An 18,314-nucleotide genomic window follows, 5' to 3' on the forward strand; every position below is an offset into this window, starting at 1 on the left:
TTCTACCCGCGGGGGCGGGGATCATCCATGCAGGGCCTGATAAATGGTCTCGGCGAGGGCGTCGCTGATGCCGGGCACCCGTGACAGCTCGTCGCGGCTGGCCTGGCGGACGCCCTGCAGGCCGCCGAAGAAGCGCAACAGTTCGCGACGCCGCTTGGGGCCCACGCCGGGAATCGCCTGCAGGGTCGAGGTGCGCCGCGCCTTGTCGCGCTTGGCGCGATGGCCGGCGATGGCGTAGCGGTGGGATTCGTCACGAATATGCTGAATCAGGTGCAGGGCCGGGGAGTCCGCCTCCAGGGCCAGGGGCCGCTCGGCGCCTTCCAGGAAGAGCGTCTCCAGTCCCGCCTTGCGGGTGCTGCCCTTGGCGACCCCCAGCAGGCGAATCTCGCTCAGGCCGTACGCCTCCAGCACCTCGCGGGCCATGCGCAGCTGCCCCTTGCCGCCATCCACCACCAAGAGGTCGGGGCGCTTGCCTTCGCCCTCGGCCAGGCGCTTGAAGCGCCGGCTCAGCGCCTGATGCATGGCGCCATAATCGTCCCCGGGGGCGATGTCTTCGATGGCGTAGCGGCGGTAGTCGGAGGTCAGCGGGCCGTCGGGGCCGAAGGCCACGCAGGAGGCGATGGTCGCCTCGCCCTGGCTATGGCTGATATCGAAGCATTCGAGGCGGGCGGGGGCGGCCGCCAGGCCCAGGGCCTGGCGCAGGGCCTCGAAGCGTCGCGCCAGCTCCGTCTGGTTGGCCAGTTGAGTGGCCAGGTGCTGTTCGGCATTGGTCTGGGCCAGTCCCAGCCACTGGGCGCGGTGGCCGCGCACCTGATGGGTCAGGCGCACCCGGCGTCCGGCTTGCTGGCTCAGGGCGGCCTGGAGCAGGTCGGCATCGGGCAGGGCCAGGCCGGTGATCACCTCTTCGGGGACCTCGCGGGCGGAGCCCAGGTAATACTGGCTGACCAGCTCGCCGAGCAGCGCCTCCGGGGCCAGGTCGAGACCATTATCGGGGGTGTGGTGATTGACGCCCAGCATGCGCCCCTGGCGGATGGTGAGCACCGCCACGCAGAGTCCGCCGGGGCGCTCCGCCAGGGCGAAGAGGTCGGCGTCGCCGCCGCCGGTGTCCACGTACTGGCGGGCCTGGAGGCGGCGCAGCTGCTGAATCTGATCGCGCAGTCGCGCCGCCTCCTCGAAGGCCAGCGCCTGGCTGGCGGCCTCCATGGCGCGGGTCAGTTCGTCGGTGACCTGCTCGCTCTTGCCGGACAGGCAGAGCACCGCATGCTCCAGGTCGCGGCGGTAGTTGGCCTCGTCGATCAGCCCCACGCAGGGGGCGCTGCAACGCTGAATCTGGTACTGCAGGCAGGGCCGCGAGCGATGGGCGAAGACGCTGTCCTCGCAGTTGCGGATGCGGAAGATCTTCTGCATCAGCGACAGGCTCTCGCGCACCGCGCCGCTGCTCGGATAGGGCCCCAGGTAGCGGCCGTCATCGCGGCGCCGTCGGGCGCGCTTGTACTCCAGCGCCGGATAGGGGTGGCGATCGCTGACGAAGACGAAGGGGTAGGACTTGTCGTCCCGCAGTAGGATGTTATAGGGCGGACGCAGCTCCTTGATCAGGGTCTGCTCGAGCAGCAGGGCCTCGGTCTCGCTATGGGTCAAGGTGACCCGGATATCGGCGATACGCGCCACCAGGGCCTGGGTCTTGGCATTGAGGGTGCCACGGAAATAGCTGGCCAGCCGTGCCCTCAGGCGCTTGGCCTTGCCCACATAGAGGGTATCGCCGGCGTCGTCATACATGCGGTAGACGCCGGGGCCCTGGCCGATGGTCTTGAGAAAACGCTTGGAATCGAAACTCATGGAGGTCATGCCGCTGTGTCTGCGGCCAGCATATCAGAGTCGGGGACCTCGTGGCCGGCCGGCTCTGGCCGATGGCTCGGGAGGCACCGCCCCCGAGCCTCTGGGTCGGCAGGCAGAGCAGTTTTCAGGCCTAGCCTAGGAGTCGTTGGTCTGGTAGCCCTCCACCAGCCCATAACGCAGCCCCAGGTGGGTCAGCTCCACGTCGGAGTGCACCTCGAGCTTCTCGAAGATGCGGTAGCGGTAGGTGTTGACCGTCTTGGGGCTGAGGAAGAGGCGATCGGAAATATCGCTGACCTTGTGACAGTTGACGATCATCATCGCCACCTGCAGCTCGCGCTGGGAGAGCTGGTCGAAGGGATTGTCCTGAATGCTGATCCGCGACAGGGCCAGGCGCTGGGCCATTTCCGGGCTGATATAGCGCTGGCCGGCGAAGACGCTGCGCACGGCGTTGACCATCTCCGGCAATTCGGTGCCCTTGGAGATAAAGCCGCTGGCGCCGGCATCCAGCAGGCGCTGGGCGAAGGCGTCCTCGAGGTAGGCGGTCAGTACCAAGACCCGAATATCGCTCATTCCCTTGATGATCTTGCGGGTGGCTTCCAGTCCGCCGATGCCGGGCATGCGGATATCCATCAATACGATATCGGGACGGTGCTGGCGCGCCTGGGCGATGGCTTCCTCGCCGTCGGCGGCTTCCGCCACCACCGTGATGCCCTCTTCGGCATCCAGCATCCGGGCGATGCTGGTGCGCACCAAGTGATGATCATCTGCGACAATGACCCTGATCAAAGCGATACCCCGATGGCAGTTGAGTCGTCTCGATGACGGGCGTGTCGCGCCTCGTCCATGAATGCCCTAGCTTAGCTTCATTTAGGGGCGCTATCTAGCAGGGGAAGGGCCCAAGATCAGCAAATGACGATTAATTCCGAAAAAGGGGTTGACGGTTTCAGGAGGGAGGCGTAATATTCGCCTCGTCGCTGAGGGAGACGCCAGCAGCGACAGCCCGAATGACGCTACAGACATTCAGTGTGGGGCCTTAGCTCAGCTGGGAGAGCGCAACACTGGCAGTGTTGAGGTCAGCGGTTCGATCCCGCTAGGCTCCACCAACCGAATCGAAGGAAAGCCACCGTCTAGCGCGGTGGCTTTTTTCGTCGTTGCTGTTTCGTCGCCGTTTCGATTCGGTGGTTCAGTGAGCGAGACGACGGAAGCGTACCACGCAAGAGGCCGGCCCCTGCTTAGCAGGACCGGCCTCTTGCGTTAAGGGGGCTGGGGCCCGTCTAGCCGTCCACCTTGCCCAGCAGTAGGAACTCCAGCAGGGCCTTCTGGGCATGGAGCCGGTTGCCGGCCTCCTGCCAGACCACGGCGCGGGGGTCATCCAGCAGGGTCTCGCTGATCTCCTCGCCGCGGTGGGCGGGCAGGCAGTGTAGGAAGAGGGCGTCCGGCTTGGCCAGATCGAGCAGTGCCTCGGTGACCTGGAGGTCGGCGAAGTCCCGTTCGCGCTTGGCCTGCTCCTCCTCCTGGCCCATGGAGGCCCACACATCGGTGGTCACCAGATCGGCGCCATCCACCGCCTGGCGAGGATCGCGAACCAGGCTGACCCGATCGCCCGCGGCGGCGAGGATATCCTCGCGAGGCTCGTAGCCCTCGGGGCAGCAGATGCGCAGTTGGAAGTCGAACTGGCGGGCGGCATTGATCCAGGAGTGGCACATGTTATTGCCGTCGCCGATCCATACCGCGGTCTTGCCGCGCACGTTGCCACGCAGCTCGGTCCAGGTCATCACATCGGCGAGCAGCTGGCAGGGGTGATAGTCGTCGGTCAGGGCATTGATCACCGGCACGCTGCTGGCGGCGGCGAAGGCCTCCAGGCCCTGGTGGGAGAAGGTGCGGATCATCACTGCGTCGACCATTTCCGAGAGCACTCGGGCGGTGTCGCCGACCGGCTCGCCACGACCCAGCTGGGTGTCGCGGGACGAGAGGAAGAGGGCGTGGCCACCGAACTGCGCCATGGCGGTCTCGAAGGAGACCCGGGTGCGGGTCGAGGACTTCTCGAAGATCATCGCCAGGGTGCGGTTGGCGAAGGGCGTATAGGTGGGGCCCTGGGTCTTGAGGCCGGTCTTGATGGAGATGGCCCGACGAATCAGGTAGGCGAGCTCCTCGGGGCTCAGATCCAGCAGGGTCAGGAAATGGCGTGCCGCCATGGTGTCTCTCCGCGTAAAACGACCATCCTAGCTAGCCGGGCGGTGCGGCGCAACGCGTGGGGGCAGGGCTAGCGCAGGTAAGTACACTTTCTGCTCGGTGGATCGGGGCTACCCTGGGGGCAGGCCGTCGCGGGGCGCTGTAAACCCCTCCCTGGGCGCTACTTTTGCCATCCCTGGCAAAAACCCCCCGCTCTGTCCTGCCCCCAGCGCCCCTCAGTCATTCCAACTGAAAGGGGGCGCCGTGGCGGGGTGGGTGTCGCGCCGGGGCTGTTTTCGCCGCCGGGGATCAGTAGAATGGGCGCCAAGCTCACAGTCACCGTCGAGAAGGAATCCCCATGAGCACCACCATCGACACCATCAAGCAGCAGATCGGCGAAAACCCCATCCTGATCTACATGAAGGGCTCTCCCCAACTGCCGCAGTGCGGCTTCTCCGCCCAGGCGGTGCAGGCGCTGATGTCCTGCGGCGAGCGCTTCGCCTTCGTCAATATCCTCGATAACCCGGATATTCGCGCCGAGCTGCCCAAGTACGCCAGCTGGCCCACCTTCCCGCAGTTGTGGGTCGACGGCGAGCTGGTCGGCGGCTGCGATATCATCGTCGAGATGTACCAGAACGGCGAACTGGAGACCCTGATCAAGGCCACCGCCGCCAAGCATAAGGACGACCAGCCGGAAGCCTGAGGTCGTCAGCGGAACGCCGGAAGACAATCGCTCCCATGGCCTGGCCATGGGGGCGATTTGCATTAGGCGGCTATCCCGCCGGCCCTAGACCTCTTCCAGGCCCTGCTCTCGCTGGGCCAGGTTCCAGCCCCCCAGGTCCTTGAAGCGGTTGACGATGGCGCAGAACAGTTCGGCGGTGCGCTCGGTGTCGTAACGGGCCGAGTGGGCCTCGGTGTTGTCGAAGGCGATGCCGGCGGCGCGACAGGCGCGGGCCAGCACCGTCTGGCCATAGACCAGGCCGGAGAGGCTGGCGGTATCGAAGCTGGAGAAGGGGTGGAAGGGGTTGCGCTTGATGCCGCAGCGGTTGACGGCGGCATTCAGGAAGCCGTGGTCGAAGGCGGCGTTATGACCCACCAGGATGGCCCGGGTGCAGCCATTGGCCTTGACCGCCTTGCGCACCGGGCGAAAGATCTCGCCGAGCGCCTCCGCCTCGCCGAGGGCGACCCGCTGGCGCAGGGGATCGTCGAGCTTGATGCCGGTGAAGTCCAGCGCCGACTGTTCCACATTGGCGCCCTCGAAGGGGGTCACATGGAAGGCGTAGGTGGCGTCCGGCATCAGGTTGCCTTCCGGGTCCATGCTCAGGGTCACGGCGGCGATCTCGAGGATCGCATCGCTCTCGGCATTGAAGCCACCGGTCTCCATGTCCACCACCACCGGCAGAAAACTCCGAAAGCGCTGCGCCATCATTTCGCGGGCGATTGCCTCGCTCATGCCCCTCTCCCTTGCCAATTCATGTTCGTCCCTGGCGATGGACCGCCCGGGTGGGGCGGATTCTAGCATCTTTGCCCCCGCCTGGCGCCAGGCGGCGGTATTCGACGCCGACCAAGGGCGCTATACTGAGGCGCTCGAAACCCCCAGGCTGTGGCAGGCTTTTCCGCCGCAGCGTCTTGCATGAGTCGATTCACCAAGGAGCCCCGAATGTCCGATGTCAAGAAGGTCGTTCTCGCCTACTCCGGCGGCCTGGACACGTCAGTTATCGTCAAGTGGTTGCAGGAGACCTACAACTGCGAAGTGGTGACCTTCACCGCCGATATCGGTCAGGGGGAAGAGGTCGAGCCGGCCCGCGCCAAGGCCCAGGCCCTGGGCGTCAAGGAGATCTACATCGAGGACCTGCGCGAGGAGTTCGTACGCGACTACGTCTATCCGATGTTCCGGGCCAACACCATCTACGAGGGCGAGTACCTGCTGGGTACCTCCATCGCCCGTCCGCTGATCGCCAAGCGCCTGATCGAGATCGCCAACGAGACCGGCGCCGACGCCATCTCCCACGGCGCCACCGGCAAGGGTAACGACCAGGTGCGCTTCGAGCTCGGCGCCTACGCCCTCAAGCCCGGTGTCAAGGTGATCGCCCCCTGGCGGGAGTGGGACCTCAACTCCCGCGAGAAGCTGATGGCCTACTGCGACGAGCACAGCATCCCGGTGGACTTCTCCTCCAAGAAGAAGAAATCCCCCTACTCGATGGACGCCAACCTGCTGCATATCTCCTACGAGGGCGGCATCCTCGAGGATCCCTGGGCCGAGGCCGAGGAAGACATGTGGCGCTGGAGCGTCTCCCCGGAGGCCGCCCCGGACCAGCCCACCTATATCGAGCTGACCTACGAGAAAGGCGATATCGTCGCCATCGATGGCCAGGCCATGAAGCCCCACGAGGTGCTCGAGGCCCTCAACAAGCTGGGCGGCGCCAACGGCATCGGCCGCCTGGATATCGTCGAGAACCGCTACGTCGGCATGAAGTCCCGCGGCTGCTACGAGACCCCGGGGGGCACCATCATGCTCAAGGCGCACCGCGCCATCGAGTCCCTGACCCTGGACCGCGAGGCGGCCCACCTCAAGGACGAGCTGATGCCAAAGTACGCCAAGGTGATCTACAACGGCTACTGGTGGAGCCCGGAGCGCAAGATGCTCCAGGCCGCCATCGACGCCACCCAGGACAACGTCTCCGGCGTGGTGCGCATCAAGCTCTACAAGGGCAGCGCCACCGTGGTCGGTCGTCAGTCCGCCGAGTCGCTGTTCGACGAGTCCATCGCCACCTTCGAGGACGATGCCGGCGCCTACGATCAGAAGGATGCCGAGGGCTTTATCAAGCTCAACGCCCTGCGCCTGCGGATCGCCGCCGGCAAGGGTCGTAAGCAAGACTAAGGCTGGGGGCATTCCTTCAGCTCGAAGACTCAGCGACGTCGGCCCCGGCCGGCGTCGCCGTCGTTTAAGGTATCGACAAGGAGCAGCATATGCTAAAGAAGCTGTTATCCGGGCTCTTCGGTCAGGGGCAGGCCAAGGCGGTCCCCGAGGTGGAGCCGGTGGAGTATCGCGGTTATCGGATCACCCCCGACTGCCAGGAGGTCGCGGGCCAGTATCGGGTCAGCGGCTGGATCCGCCTGCCGGTGGAGGGCGGTGAAGTCAGGGAGCACCGCTTCGAGCGCTCCGATATGGTGCCCGGCCGGGAGGCCTGCGAACAGTTGATGATCGGCAAGGCGCAGCGCTTTATTGATGAGATCGGCGAGGCAATGTTCGAGCCGCGTTGATATTCGCGCCCTGCCAAGGCCACAGGCCACAGCCACGGCATCGACGAGATCGGCGAGGCGATGTTCGACGCCCGCTGACTTGGTCTTTGGCCCAACAGGCAAGTCTTTCCTCGGGCGCTACACTGCGGGCAGTGCCGACGAGGAGAGCCCATGCGCCTGCTGCAACGTCCTTCCCCCTGGCGGACCCTCTTCGCCGGGGCCTTTCCCCCTGACCCTTCGGGCTGGCCCGAGCCGCTGACCCCCCTGAGTGATGCCCTGACGGCGCTGGGGCCCGAGCCGAGCCTGGCCGAGGCCAAGGCCTGGCAGCCGACCCTGGTGGCGGCCCTGGCCCGACTGGAGCTGCCGGCATCGCGCATCGCCGAGCTGCTCAGCGATCATAATGACTGGCTCTATCGCCGTGCCATCGAGGAGGCCTTGGCCGAGATGCGGCTCCAGGGCTGGGGCGAGCCGCCGGTGACCTTCTGCGTCCTGACCCTGGGCTCCGGGGCCCGTCACGAGAGCCTGCTGGGGCCGGATCAGGATAACGCCATGATCCTCGACGCCTATCCCGATGCCCGCCATACCGAGATCGACGGCTACTTCCAGCAATTGGGGGAGCGCTTTACGTCGCGCCTCGACGCGGCGGGGATCCCGCTGTGTCGGGGGCAGGTGATGGCGCGCTGGCCGCTGTGGCGCAAGCGCCTGGAGGAGTGGGGCAGGCAACTGGAGATCTGGACCGCCGAGCGGCGGGTCAAGCGGGTGCAGCAGGCCACCATCCTGCTCGATTTCTTCCCGGTCTATGGCGAGGCGGGCCTGGCCGAGGCGCTGCGCGACAAGGCGCTGGAGCTGGTGCCCCGGGCCGGGCTCTTCCTCGACGAGATGGCCACGCTGCTCGAGGAGTCGCCGCCGCTGCTGGAGCGCTTCGGGCGCCTGGTGGTGGATGATCAGGCGCCCCACGAGCGGGCCTTCGATCTCAAGCGCCGCGGCCTGCTGCCGTTGGTCAATGCCACCCGCCTGCTGGCCTGGTGTCATGGCTGTCGCAGCGTCGATAGCCATGGACGGCTGGCCGAGCTGGTGGGGCGCGAGGGGCTGGAGGCGGCGCAGGCGCAGGCCCTGCAGGGGGTGCTGTCGCGCTGTCAGGCTCTGCTGCTGCGCGCCCAGCGGGAGAGCCTGGCCCAGGGGCGAGCCGCGGATGGCTGGATCGATATGGCGCGCCTGGACGAGGCGGAGCGACTGCTGCTGCGTCACGACCTGGGGCGGGTGCGGGCGTTGATCAAGCTGGCCAGGGCCGCCGCCCGGCAGGGGCGGCGGCAGGCGTAGCGCGGTAAGGGGACCTAGAAGGCCTCCCACTCCGGCTCGGGCGTGTCCTGACGCGGCGCGCCGGGGCGGGCCGGCAAGGCGGGAGACGGCGCCGAGGGGCGGCGCTCCAGGGCCGGGCCATCCTCGCCGAGCACGAACTCCGCCATCAGCCGATCCAGGCGCTGGGCATTCTCGCGCATGGTACTGGCCAGGCCGGCATTCTGGTTGACCATGGTGGCATTCTGCTGGGTCACGGTATCCATCTCCGCCACGGCGGTATTGATCTGCTCGATGCCGGTGGTCTGCTCCCGGGCACCGGCGGTGATCTCGGCGATCACGTCGGCGACCTGAGTCACGCTCTGGCGAATCGCCTGCATGCGCTCGGCGGCGTCCTTGACCAGGCCATCGCCCTCCTGGGTATGGCGTACCGAGGCATCGATCAGGCCGCGGATGTCCTGGGCGGCTTCTGCGCTGCGGCTGGCCAGGTTGCGTACCTCGCCGGCCACCACCGCGAAGCCGCGGCCCTGTTCGCCGGCCCGGGCCGCCTCCACCGAGGCGTTCAGCGCCAGGATATTGGTCTGGAAGGCGATGGAGTCGATCAGCCCGATGATCTCGCTGATGCGGGTTGCCGAGTCATTGATGGCGGCCATCTTGGCCTCCACCTGCTGCATCGCCTCGCTGCCCTGCTCGGCGGTACCGGCGGCCGTCAGCGCCAGGCCATTGGCCTGTTCGGCGGCCTGGGTGGTGTGGGTCACGGTGGAGTGGATCTCCTCCATGGAGGCGGAGGTCTCCTGGAGGTTGGCGGCGGCCTGCTCGGTGCGCGAGGAAAGCTCCTGGGTACCGTCGGCCATGTCGCTGGCCCCGTCGAGTACCTGACGGGCGTTGCCGCGCACTTGCTGCAGGGTGTGCTGCATGCGCTCGACGAAGGCATTGAACTGCACCGCCAGTTCGCCCACCTCGTCCTGACTCTTGACCGCCAGGCGGCGGGTCAGGTCGCCCTTGCCCTTGGCGATATCCGCCATGGCCTGGGCGGTCTGCCTGATCGGCGCCAGGGCGCGGCGCGTGCTGACGCCGAGGATCACCAGCAGCACGGCGAGGATCACGATGCCGGCGAGCAGCAGTGAGGTGAGCAGCTCGCGGCTGACGGCGGTAAAGAGCCGCTCGGGGACCGCCATGACCAGGGTCCAGTCGGTGCCGGGGATCGGCTGCCAGAGCAGGGAGACGGCCTCGCCCTCGGGCGAGGTGACCCGGCCATGGCCCGCTTCGCCGCCCAGCATCTCGCGGCCCAGGGCGTTGGCGCCCTGAAAGCCGATACTCTCCGCTTCGGTCACCTTGAGGTTCATGCGCAGTTCGGCGTCCGGGTGGGCGACGACGGTGCCGCTGCTGTCGACCAGGTAGCCGTAGCTGCCTTCGCCCAGGGAGATGCGCGAGGTGATCTCGGAGACCGCTTCCATGGTCAGGGTGGTGCCCAGCAAGCCGACCCGCTGGCCCCGCTCATCGACCAGGGCCTGGGCGAAGACGGCGGTCGGCTGTCCGCTGACCACCGAGATCACCGGGTCCACCAGCAGTCGCTCGGCCCTGCCCTGGGTCACCAGGGCCTGGAAGTAGTCCCGGTGGGTGATATTGACGGTAGTCCCGGTGTGGGTAATGACGTCGCCGTCGGCATCCGCCACATAGAAGGACTCCAGGCCGGCCTCACCCGGATGGCGCTCGGCCAGCCAGGCCTGGCGCGTGGCCACCGGGGCGCCATCGGTCAGGCGCTCGTCACGGGCCAGGCCGTCGAGCCACCGGCGATAGCCGTCGATCCACTGGCCGATCTCGTCGGCCCGGGCGGTCAGCTGCCGCTCGGCGGACTCCGCCATCATGGTGGGGACGCTGGCGTTGAGCTGCGTCTTGACGATGATGCCCAGGGCCAGGCAGGCCAGCAAAAGGGGCAGGGCCAAGGCGCCGAGCAGCTTCTGTGTCAAGGATAAGCGGGAGAACCAATGCATATGTGTGCCCTTGTCGATAAGCGGTAGGACGCCGGCCGCTTGGCTGTCGCCTCGGGGGAGCGATCTTCTTGGTGCGATGGCGGCGTCGGGTGGGGGCCGGCGGGGTCGCCGGCATCCGAAGTTATCGGCAGGACGTGACACAACTTAATAGTCATATCACGACTCGTTAGGGGCCTCAGGGAGCTCCATCACCAGGCTGGCGCCGCCCAGGGTGGGGGCGGACTCCACCCAGAGCCGGCCGCCCAGGTGGGCGACGATGCCGCGGCTGATGGGTAGCCCCAGGCCGCTGCCCTTGGGGCGAGGGCGCCGCTCGCCGTGCTGCTGTCGCTGGATCTGATGGAACTTCTCGAAGACTCGCTCGCGCTCGTCCTCGGCGATGCCGGGCCCGTTGTCCTCGACGGCGAGGCGATAATGATCCTTGTGACGGCACAGCGACAGACGCACCCTGGGGTGCTCGTCGTCGGCGAACTTGCCGGCGTTATCGAGCAGGTTGATGATCACCTGCTCGAGGCGATCCGGGTCGCCCACCACCCAGGCCGGGTCGGCCTCGATGGCGACCTCCAGGGAGACGCCGCGCTCGGCCTGGAGGCGTTCCACCGCCGCCAGGCCGTGGCGAGCCAGCATGGCCAGATCGAGGCGCCGGGGGGTGAGGGTCAGGCGGCCGCTCTCCAGCCGGGCCAGGTCGAGGATCTCCTCGATCAGGCGCGACAGGCGTTGGCTCTCGTGGACCACCACCTCGAGGAACTGCTCGCGCTTGGCCTCGGGGAGGTCCTGGCCGTCGCGGAGGATCTCGGCGAAGGCGCGGATCGAGGTCAGCGGCGTTCTCAACTCGTGGCTGACCATGGCCACGAACTCGTCCTTGAGGCGGTCGAGCTCCCTCAAGCGCTCGTTGGCGGCGCGCAGCTCCTGGCCGATGCGCGCCAGCTCCTGTGATTTCTGCTCGAGACGGCGGTTGACCTCCAGGGTCTGGGAGGTGGTGTCGAGGATGCTCAGCACCGCCTCCAGGTCGAGGGCCTCGCCGCGTACCACCGAGTTGATCAGCACCCGCGCCGAGGCGCTGCCCAGGGCTCCGGCCAGGGCGCGTTCGGTGCGGGCGATGAGTACCGGTGGGGCGGGCTGAGTGTCGTCACCCGACTCCAGTACCCGGGTCGCCACCTTGGCCCCCAGGTAGCGGCTCAGCAGGCGGCGTAGCTCGCCGCGGCTGGTCTCCCCCTGCCATACCCCGGCGGGCATGGCGTCGCGATGCAGGGCCTCGGTAAATAGCGCCGCCTGGGTCTGTTCCAGGCGGCTCTGGGGCGTGAACAGGGAGAGCCCCACCAGGGCGGCCAGGTTGAGGCCCAGGCTCCAGAACAGCGCATGGCTATAGCGATCCCAGCCCTCCAGGCCGAACAGCGCATAGGGGCGCAGCCAGTCGAGACCCCAGGGCCCCGCCTCGACGAAACTCAGCGGCAGCCAGCCCGACTGGGCGAAGCCCGGCAGCAACAGGGTATAGACCCAGACGGCGAAGCCCAGCAGCAGGCCGACGATGGCCCCGGTGCGATTGGCCCCGCGCCAGTAGAGGCCCAGCAGCAGGGCGGGGGCAAACTGGGCGGCGGCGGCGAAGGAGACCAGGCCGATCGTCACCAGGCTGTAGGCGTCGCCGAGCAGGGCGTGGTAGAGGTAGCCCAGCAGCAGGATCAGCAGGATGGCCACCCGCCGGATGCCCAGCAGCCAGCCGCGCAGCTCGCCGCGATGGGCCGCATGCAGTCGCGACGCGCGCAATAGCCAGGGCATCACCAGCTGGTTGCTGAGCATGGTGGAGAGGGCGATGGTCTCGACGATCACCATGCCGGTGGCGGCGGAGAGCCCGCCGATAAAGACCAGCAAGGGCAGCCCCTCGAGGCCGGCGGAGAGCGGCAGGGTCAGCACGAAGCTGTCCGGGTCGCTGCCCTCCAGCAGTAGCATGCCGGCCAGGGCAATGGGAATCACCAGGAGATTGATGGCCAGCAGGTAGAGGGGAAAGAGCCAGCTGGCGCGGCGCAGGTGGCGCTCGTCGACGTTCTCCACCACCAGCACCTGGAACTGGCGGGGCAGGGTCAGGAACGCCAGGAAGGCGAGCAGCAGCAGGCCGCTCCAGCCCAGGGCCCCGCCCTCCACCGCGGCGAGGTCGAAGGCCCCACGCAGCGCCGGGCTGGCGCCGGCCTGGGCGAAGAGGTCCGCGGGGCCCCGGAAGAGTACGAAGAGGGTGAACAGCCCCACCGCCAGGAAGGCCACCAGCTTGACCAGCGACTCGAAGGCGATGGCCGCCACCATGCCCTCGTGGCGCTCGCTGGCGTCCAGGTGGCGGGTGCCGAAGAGGATGATGAAGACCGCCAGCACCAGGGCCACCCAGAAGGACTTGTCGGCCCAGAAGGGTTCCTCCGCCAAGCGCCAGTCGACGGCGGCGGGATAGCTCACCAGCACCGCATGACTCAGGGTGATCGCCTTGAGTTGCAGGGCGATATAGGGGGTGATGCCGATCAGCGCGATCAGCGCCACCAGGGCGCCGAGGGCACCGCTCTTGCCGTAGCGGGCGCTGATAAAGTCGGCGATGGAGGTCAGCCGCTGGGCGGCGGCGATGCGCACCATCTTGCGCAGGATAAAGGGAGCCGAGAGCATCGCCAGGGTCGGTCCCAGGTAGATCAGCAGGAAGCTGGCCCCCTGGGTGGTGGCCCGGCCGACGCTGCCGTAGAAGGTCCAGGCGGTGCAGTAGACCGCGATGGACAGGGCGTAGACGGTGGGCGAGCCGATCACCGAGCGGCCCTGGCTGGCACGTCGGTCGCCCCAGGCGGCGATCAGGAACAGCAGCGCCAGGTAGCCGAAGGCGGCGGCGAGGATCACGGCTTCGCTACGCATGGGAGCCGGCTCCGGTCGGTATCGCCAGGCTCATTCCTCGCTGCTCTCCCGGGGCCCGCCTTCCAGAAAGGAGCAGGCGGTCAGGCCGCTCACCGTTATCCAGGCGCCTATCGATCCCCGGGCTCATCCTTGGTCTTCCTCCCGAGGCCCGCCTTCCAGCAGCCAGGCCGCCAGGCCGATCACCAGGGCCCAGGCCAGCAGCAGGTAGAGGGGCAGGGCGGAGAGGCCACCGCCCAGGGGGCGGTCGGCGATCATCACCAGCGGCGGCGAGAACAGCACCAGGGCCAACAGCAGCAGCGCCAAGAGACGCTCGCGTCGGCGGGAGGGCTTGGTGGTCCTGGGCATGGTGGTCTCCTTGGCTGGCGGCGTCAGGCGCTGGCATCTTCCCGGTCGAAGGCGCTGCGCTGCAATTGCAGCAGCTGGTCGAGGCGCACGACCTCCCGCGCCTGGAGGCGCGGGAGCAGATGCAACCACAGTTCGGCGGTCAGGCGCGCATCGCCCAGCGCGGTGTGGCGCGCCTCGGCGGGGATCGTCAGGCCGTAGCGCTCGGCCAGGCTGTCCAGGTCATGGCCGTCGAGGCCCGGGTCCAGGGCCCGGGAGAGCAACAGCGTATCGAGCACCGGCATCTCGAAGCGGGCATCGCCCCCGGCGGGCTGCAGGGCCAGCAGGTCGAAGGCGGCATTATGGGCCAGCAGCACCGCGTCCCCCACGTAGTCACGAAAGCGCGGCAGGACCTGCGCCAGGGGCGGGGCGCCGGCCACGTCCTGATCACGCAGGCCGTGAATGGCGGTGCTCTCCGGTGGGATGGGGCGCTCGGGGTCGATGCGTACATCGAAGCTGTCGTCGGCGAGCAGGCGGCCGTTGACGATGCGGCAGGCGCCCAGGCTGATCACCTTGTCGCCCTGGCGCAGGGCCAGGCCGGTGGTCTCGGTATCGAAGGCCACCACCTCCAGGGCGCTGAGCGGACGCGAGGCCAGCTCGGCGTCGGGGGCCGGCAGCTCGGCGATGCCGAAATCATGGAATTCCGGGCGGGGCCGCACCCGGGGGCGCGGCGCCCCGACTCGCTCCGCCGCGGGCAGGGGCAGGCGCAGGCGCGCATGCTGGCCATCCTCGTCGGCCAGGCTCCACAGCTCACTGGCATGCTGGCGTAGCAGGGCCTGCAGGCTGGGGGCCAGGGGCAGCTGCTCCAGCCGCCGCGACTGCCACTGGGCCAGTCGGCCCTGGGAGAGCGGGGCGCCGCGCCACACCAGGTCCAGGTAGACACGCTTGTTGCCCAGGCAGGCCTCGACCTCCAGGCAGGATTGGTCGGTGGTGCCGGCGACCTCCTCCACTAGGGCCTCGAGCAGGCCCAGCAGCGCCGGGGCATCGGCCTTGAGCCAGGCAGGAATGCCGATGGGGCGGATCGCCAGGCCGCCTTGGGCGAGGCGCTCATTCAGGGCTTCGAAGAGATCGTTGGACCAGGTAGGCAGCAGGCGTTCGCCCTGTTGCTGGAGGCTTTCGGTGAGTTCGCCGAGGCCGTGGATGACCTCCCCGAGGCGCTCGCTCTCCTCCAGGACGGCCCGGGTCAGGCGCTGGCGCAGGGCCGCGTCTCGCTCGCCGAGCCGCCCCAGGGCCTCGGCGGCGCTGCCCAGGGTGGCGCCATGGCCGCGCAGCCGTGGCAGCAGCTCGGCGAGGCCGGCCCGGGGCCCGAGCTCGCTGTGCCAGGCGGCGGTGGCGTCCTCCAGGGTGATCAGGGTCTCCTCATGCTGGCTGGGGACCCGGCGCAGCATGGCGCGCAGCCAGTGCTCGCCGAGGGGCACCAGCAATTCCCGGGACGTGCCGTCCTCGGGCAGCCGCTGAAGGGCCTCGCGTAGGCTGGCCTGGGGCAGCAGACCCGCCAGGCGTTTGCCCAGGCCCAGCCCCGGGTGATCGGCGAACAGGCGCTCGGCGGCCTGGTTGAAGAGCAGCAGCCGGTGGTGGCGATCGCACAGCAGCAGGGGGGTCTCCAGCAGCTGCAGCAGGGCCTCCAGTTCCTGACGAATTCGCGCGGCGCCGCGGGCGCCCTCGGCATGGGCGGTGGCCAGGCGTTGGCGGTCGCCGCGCCACTCCTCGCGCAGGCGCCTGAGGTCCGGGGCCAGGCCGGCGAGCCAGCCCTCCGGGGGGTAGTCGTCCCGGGCGTCGGGGTTGGCGACCAGGCGTGCCACCAGCACCTGGAGGTGGCGAAGCGGCCGCAGCAGGCGCCGTTCCAGCAGGGCGCCGAGCAGCAACAGCAGGGCGCCGCTGGCCAGGCTGGCCGCCCAGAGGACGAGGCGTTCGGCGCCCTGGGGCATCAGGCGGGCATCGAGCCACAAGGCCGCCGCCAGGCCGGCGAAACCGCTCAGGCCGCTGAGCATTAGCCAGGCACCGACCAGGCGTTGCCGCTTGGGCAGGCCCATCAGCGAGCCTCGTCGAGCAGGGCCTTGACCTTCTCCACCAGGGCCTGGGTCGAGAAGGGCTTGGTGATGTAATCGTCGGCCCCTAGGGCCAGGCCTTTCTCGCGCTCCACCTCGCGGCCATGGGCGGTGAGCATGATGATCGGAAGCGTCGCCCCCCTGGGGGTCTGGCGCAGCCGCTCGAGGACCTCGAAGCCGCTCAGGTCGGGCAGGCTGATATCTAGCAGGATCAGGTCGGGGCCCGCCTCGGCGACCCGGGCCAGGGCGCTCTCGCCATCCTCGGCGGTGGTGACCTCGAAGCCCGCCTGCTGCATCAGAAACTCCAGAGAGAGGACGATATTGGGCTCGTCGTCCACTACCAGCACCTTGGGCATCGGCCCCTCCTCGTCGATCGTCACGGTTGTGTCCAGTCTAGTGGCGCCATGCCCGGCGTTGAAAGGCGACCTTGGCAGAATGGGGCGCCGCGCGCAGACTGAACCACGGAAATTCAAACGCCTGTAATAACCAAGGAGCGGCAGGATGATTCGTGTGCATAGCCTGGAGCAGTCGCGGTCCCAGCGGGTGGTATGGCTACTGGAGGAGCTGGGCGAGGCCTATGAGCTGGTGACCTATCGGCGAGACCCCGAGACCCTGAGGGCCCCCGCGGCGCTGCGCGAGGTGCATCCGCTGGGCAAGTCGCCGGTGATCAGCGACGAGGCCCGCGGCGGGCGGGTGATCGCCGAGTCGGGAGCCATCGTCGACTATCTGCTGGCGCGTCACCCCGACAGCGACCTGCTGCCACCCGCCGGCAGCGACGCCTTTGAAAGCTACCGCTTCTGGTTGCATCATGCCGAGGGCTCGGCGATGCCGCCGCTGGTGATGTCGCTGGTCTTCTCGCGGCTGGGCAAGCCGCCGGTACCGGCGCTGATTCGCCCCATCGGGGCCCTGCTGGCCAAGGGCGTGCGGCGTGCCTATCTCGGGCCGGAGCTCGCGACCCTGCGGGAGTTCTGGGAAGCGTCGCTGGCCTCCGGCTGGTTTGCCGGCGAACACTTCAGCGCCGCGGATATTCAGATGAGCTTCCCGGTCCTGGCCATGGCCAGCCGCGGTGATCTGGAGGGCGCGCCACGGCTACGGGCCTTCCTCGAGGCGATTCGTGCGCGTCCTGCCTACCAGCGGGCGGTAGAAAACGCCGGGGAGTTTGGCGTTCTAGGCTAGGCTCCCGTGCTTAGCCATGGCCGTTATCGGGGTGCCCGAGCCCCAGCGCTTCGCGACGGGGTCGCAGCCAGTACCAGGCCAGCAGGATCACCAGCAACGGCAGCACCCAGTCGGGCACCCGCGTCACCCAGTTCACGGCCTGATGCAGAAGCGTGGCGACCAGGCCGGCGGCGGCCCCGGCCAGCGGGTGGCGCCAGGCGCTCGGCCGGCGCTCCTCCCGGTGCCGGGCGAGGCGCAGCAGCATGCCGCTAAAGAGGCCGAAGGCCACGGCCATGAAAAGCGTCGTCCAGAATGCGCTCATGCTGCCTCCTGCGGGCCAGGGAGTGGGCCAGCATCGGTCGCCGGTGGCAGACCTGCCGTCTCTCTTACCTTAGCAGTCGCTGTGCTGGCGACCCAATTCCCTCCTCGGCTGAGGCCGTGACTATTCCAGGCGGGACGCGAGCCGCTGCCAGGCGAGCCCCAGCCACTCGTGGAGGGCGCGGCTGCTCTGGTTGAGGTGATAGGCGCGGGGTAGCCAGGCATAGGGGCCCGGGGGTGGGGCGCTGGCGAAGTCGGTGGGAGCGGGAATCACCGTCATCCCCACCGCCTCGAATGCCGCCACCGCCCGGGGCAGGTGCCAGGCCTGAGAGACCAGGGCCACCCGGGTAATGCCATCACGGTTCAGCATCTGCGCGCTGAAGCGGGCATTTTCGGCGGTATGGCGACTCTCGCCCTCCATCCAGCGCACCGGCACCCGGAACACCTCGCGCAGGGCCGCGGCCATCAAACTCGCCTCGGCGCTGTGCTCGTCGTGGACCCGGCCACCGCTGACCAGGATCGGCAGGCCGCTGTCGCGGTGCAGCTTGGCGCCATAGGCCAGGCGTCGCCAGGTGGCGTTGGCCGGGGCGTCTCCCCAGCCGAACTCGGCGGCCTCATAGTCGCGACCGCCGCCGAGGATCACGATGGCTTGGGCCTGGCGCCACTGGCCGGGGCCGATCACCGGGTAGGGCTCCAGGCCCTGGCGCAGCAGGTGGCTGGCCATGGGGGTGGCCAGCAGGGCCAGGCTCACCAGCCCCAGGCCCATCAGCAGCCCACCCAGCAGGCGCCGCGGCCCCAGGGCCAGGCCCAGCAGGATCAGCAGCAGGTTGATCAGCGGCGGTAGCAGCAGGTACTTGAGGGCGACCATCGAGACCTCCGACATTCAGTGTGACCCGGATATGGCCCAGTATGGCAGGGCTATCGCGGTTGGAATGGCTGAGGGGCTCTGGGGGCAGGGCAGAGCAAAGCGTCTTTATCATGGACGATAAAGTCGAGC

Annotated in this window: 16 protein-coding genes and 1 tRNA gene; 6 read left to right on the forward strand and 11 right to left on the reverse strand. The window is 68.4% G+C overall.

Features of this window, described 5'->3' with window-relative positions:
• Nucleotides 1-21: 21 nt before the first annotated feature.
• Complete coding sequence (uvrC, locus tag HPA02_RS08815) at nucleotides 22-1,836, reverse strand: excinuclease ABC subunit UvrC (protein WP_146802829.1); 1,815 nt, start codon at nucleotides 1,834-1,836, stop codon at nucleotides 22-24.
• A 135-nt stretch (nucleotides 1,837-1,971) separates the two neighbouring features.
• Nucleotides 1,972-2,622, reverse strand: a complete 651-nt coding sequence (gene uvrY / locus HPA02_RS08820) for a UvrY/SirA/GacA family response regulator transcription factor (RefSeq protein ID WP_146802814.1) — start codon at nucleotides 2,620-2,622, stop codon at nucleotides 1,972-1,974.
• A 241-nt stretch (nucleotides 2,623-2,863) separates the two neighbouring features.
• On the opposite strand from uvrY, the gene HPA02_RS08825 reads away from it, so the two are divergent.
• Nucleotides 2,864-2,939 (forward strand) — tRNA-Ala (locus HPA02_RS08825).
• A gap of 171 nt (nucleotides 2,940-3,110) precedes the next feature.
• On the opposite strand, the gene argF is transcribed toward HPA02_RS08825, so the two are convergent.
• On the reverse strand, nucleotides 3,111-4,031 hold the full coding sequence (gene argF / locus HPA02_RS08830; RefSeq protein WP_146802815.1) for an ornithine carbamoyltransferase: 921 nt from the start codon (nucleotides 4,029-4,031) through the stop codon (nucleotides 3,111-3,113).
• A gap of 335 nt (nucleotides 4,032-4,366) precedes the next feature.
• On the opposite strand from argF, the gene HPA02_RS08835 reads away from it, so the two are divergent.
• Nucleotides 4,367-4,711, forward strand: coding sequence for a Grx4 family monothiol glutaredoxin (locus HPA02_RS08835; protein ID WP_146802816.1), 345 nt, complete (start codon nucleotides 4,367-4,369; stop codon nucleotides 4,709-4,711).
• 84 nt (nucleotides 4,712-4,795) lie between these two features.
• Here HPA02_RS08835 and rnt read toward each other — a convergent pair whose 3' ends face one another.
• Nucleotides 4,796-5,461 (reverse strand): ribonuclease T, encoded by a 666-nt coding sequence (rnt, locus tag HPA02_RS08840; RefSeq protein WP_146802817.1) that lies wholly within the window; start codon nucleotides 5,459-5,461, stop codon nucleotides 4,796-4,798.
• A 207-nt stretch (nucleotides 5,462-5,668) separates the two neighbouring features.
• Here rnt and HPA02_RS08845 point away from each other — a divergent pair, with 207 nt between their 5' ends.
• The 3 genes from HPA02_RS08845 to HPA02_RS08855 all read left to right on the forward strand — a co-directional run bounded on the left by HPA02_RS08845 (nucleotide 5,669) and on the right by HPA02_RS08855 (nucleotide 8,571).
• Nucleotides 5,669-6,889: an argininosuccinate synthase gene (locus HPA02_RS08845; RefSeq protein WP_146802818.1), complete on the forward strand. Its 1,221-nt coding sequence runs from the start codon at nucleotides 5,669-5,671 to the stop codon at nucleotides 6,887-6,889.
• Nucleotides 6,890-6,978: 89 nt separating this feature from the next.
• Nucleotides 6,979-7,272: an HlyU family transcriptional regulator gene (locus tag HPA02_RS08850; protein WP_146802819.1), complete on the forward strand. Its 294-nt coding sequence runs from the start codon at nucleotides 6,979-6,981 to the stop codon at nucleotides 7,270-7,272.
• A gap of 150 nt (nucleotides 7,273-7,422) precedes the next feature.
• Entirely contained in the window at nucleotides 7,423-8,571 is a 1,149-nt protein-coding gene (locus HPA02_RS08855; RefSeq protein WP_146802820.1) for a DUF294 nucleotidyltransferase-like domain-containing protein, read from the forward strand.
• Nucleotides 8,572-8,585: 14 nt separating this feature from the next.
• Here HPA02_RS08855 and HPA02_RS08860 read toward each other — a convergent pair whose 3' ends face one another.
• From HPA02_RS08860 to HPA02_RS08880, 5 genes are all read right to left on the reverse strand, one after another.
• Nucleotides 8,586-10,541: a methyl-accepting chemotaxis protein gene (locus HPA02_RS08860; RefSeq protein ID WP_146802821.1), complete on the reverse strand. Its 1,956-nt coding sequence runs from the start codon at nucleotides 10,539-10,541 to the stop codon at nucleotides 8,586-8,588.
• A 156-nt stretch (nucleotides 10,542-10,697) separates the two neighbouring features.
• Nucleotides 10,698-13,415: a sensor histidine kinase gene (locus HPA02_RS08865; protein ID WP_146802822.1), complete on the reverse strand. Its 2,718-nt coding sequence runs from the start codon at nucleotides 13,413-13,415 to the stop codon at nucleotides 10,698-10,700.
• Between the two features lie 123 nt (nucleotides 13,416-13,538).
• Nucleotides 13,539-13,760, reverse strand: coding sequence for a hypothetical protein (locus HPA02_RS08870; protein ID WP_146802823.1), 222 nt, complete (start codon nucleotides 13,758-13,760; stop codon nucleotides 13,539-13,541).
• 23 nt (nucleotides 13,761-13,783) lie between these two features.
• Nucleotides 13,784-15,829: a 3'-5' exonuclease gene (locus HPA02_RS08875; RefSeq protein ID WP_146802824.1), complete on the reverse strand. Its 2,046-nt coding sequence runs from the start codon at nucleotides 15,827-15,829 to the stop codon at nucleotides 13,784-13,786.
• The gene (locus HPA02_RS08880) at nucleotides 15,829-16,200 is read right to left on the reverse strand and encodes a response regulator transcription factor (RefSeq protein ID WP_146802830.1); all 372 of its coding nucleotides are present in this window, start codon (nucleotides 16,198-16,200) and stop codon (nucleotides 15,829-15,831) included. The genes HPA02_RS08875 and HPA02_RS08880 overlap by 1 nt, the downstream gene beginning before the upstream one ends.
• Nucleotides 16,201-16,345: 145 nt before the next feature.
• Between HPA02_RS08880 and HPA02_RS08885 the strand changes: the two genes are divergently transcribed.
• Nucleotides 16,346-17,020 carry a glutathione S-transferase gene (locus HPA02_RS08885; protein ID WP_146802825.1) on the forward strand — a complete coding sequence of 225 codons (675 nt, stop codon included), beginning with the start codon at nucleotides 16,346-16,348 and terminating at the stop codon, nucleotides 17,018-17,020.
• 10 nt (nucleotides 17,021-17,030) lie between these two features.
• On the opposite strand, the gene HPA02_RS08890 is transcribed toward HPA02_RS08885, so the two are convergent.
• Complete coding sequence (locus tag HPA02_RS08890) at nucleotides 17,031-17,321, reverse strand: hypothetical protein (RefSeq protein WP_146802826.1); 291 nt, start codon at nucleotides 17,319-17,321, stop codon at nucleotides 17,031-17,033.
• A 120-nt stretch (nucleotides 17,322-17,441) separates the two neighbouring features.
• A complete protein-coding gene (locus HPA02_RS08895) occupies nucleotides 17,442-18,185 on the reverse strand; it encodes a YdcF family protein (RefSeq protein WP_146802827.1) in 744 nt (247 codons plus the stop codon).
• Nucleotides 18,186-18,314 lie beyond the last annotated feature (129 nt).

The sequence above is a fragment of the Bisbaumannia pacifica genome, from assembly GCF_007989625.1.
GTDB classification, from domain to species: Bacteria; Pseudomonadota; Gammaproteobacteria; order Pseudomonadales; family Halomonadaceae; genus Bisbaumannia; species Bisbaumannia pacifica.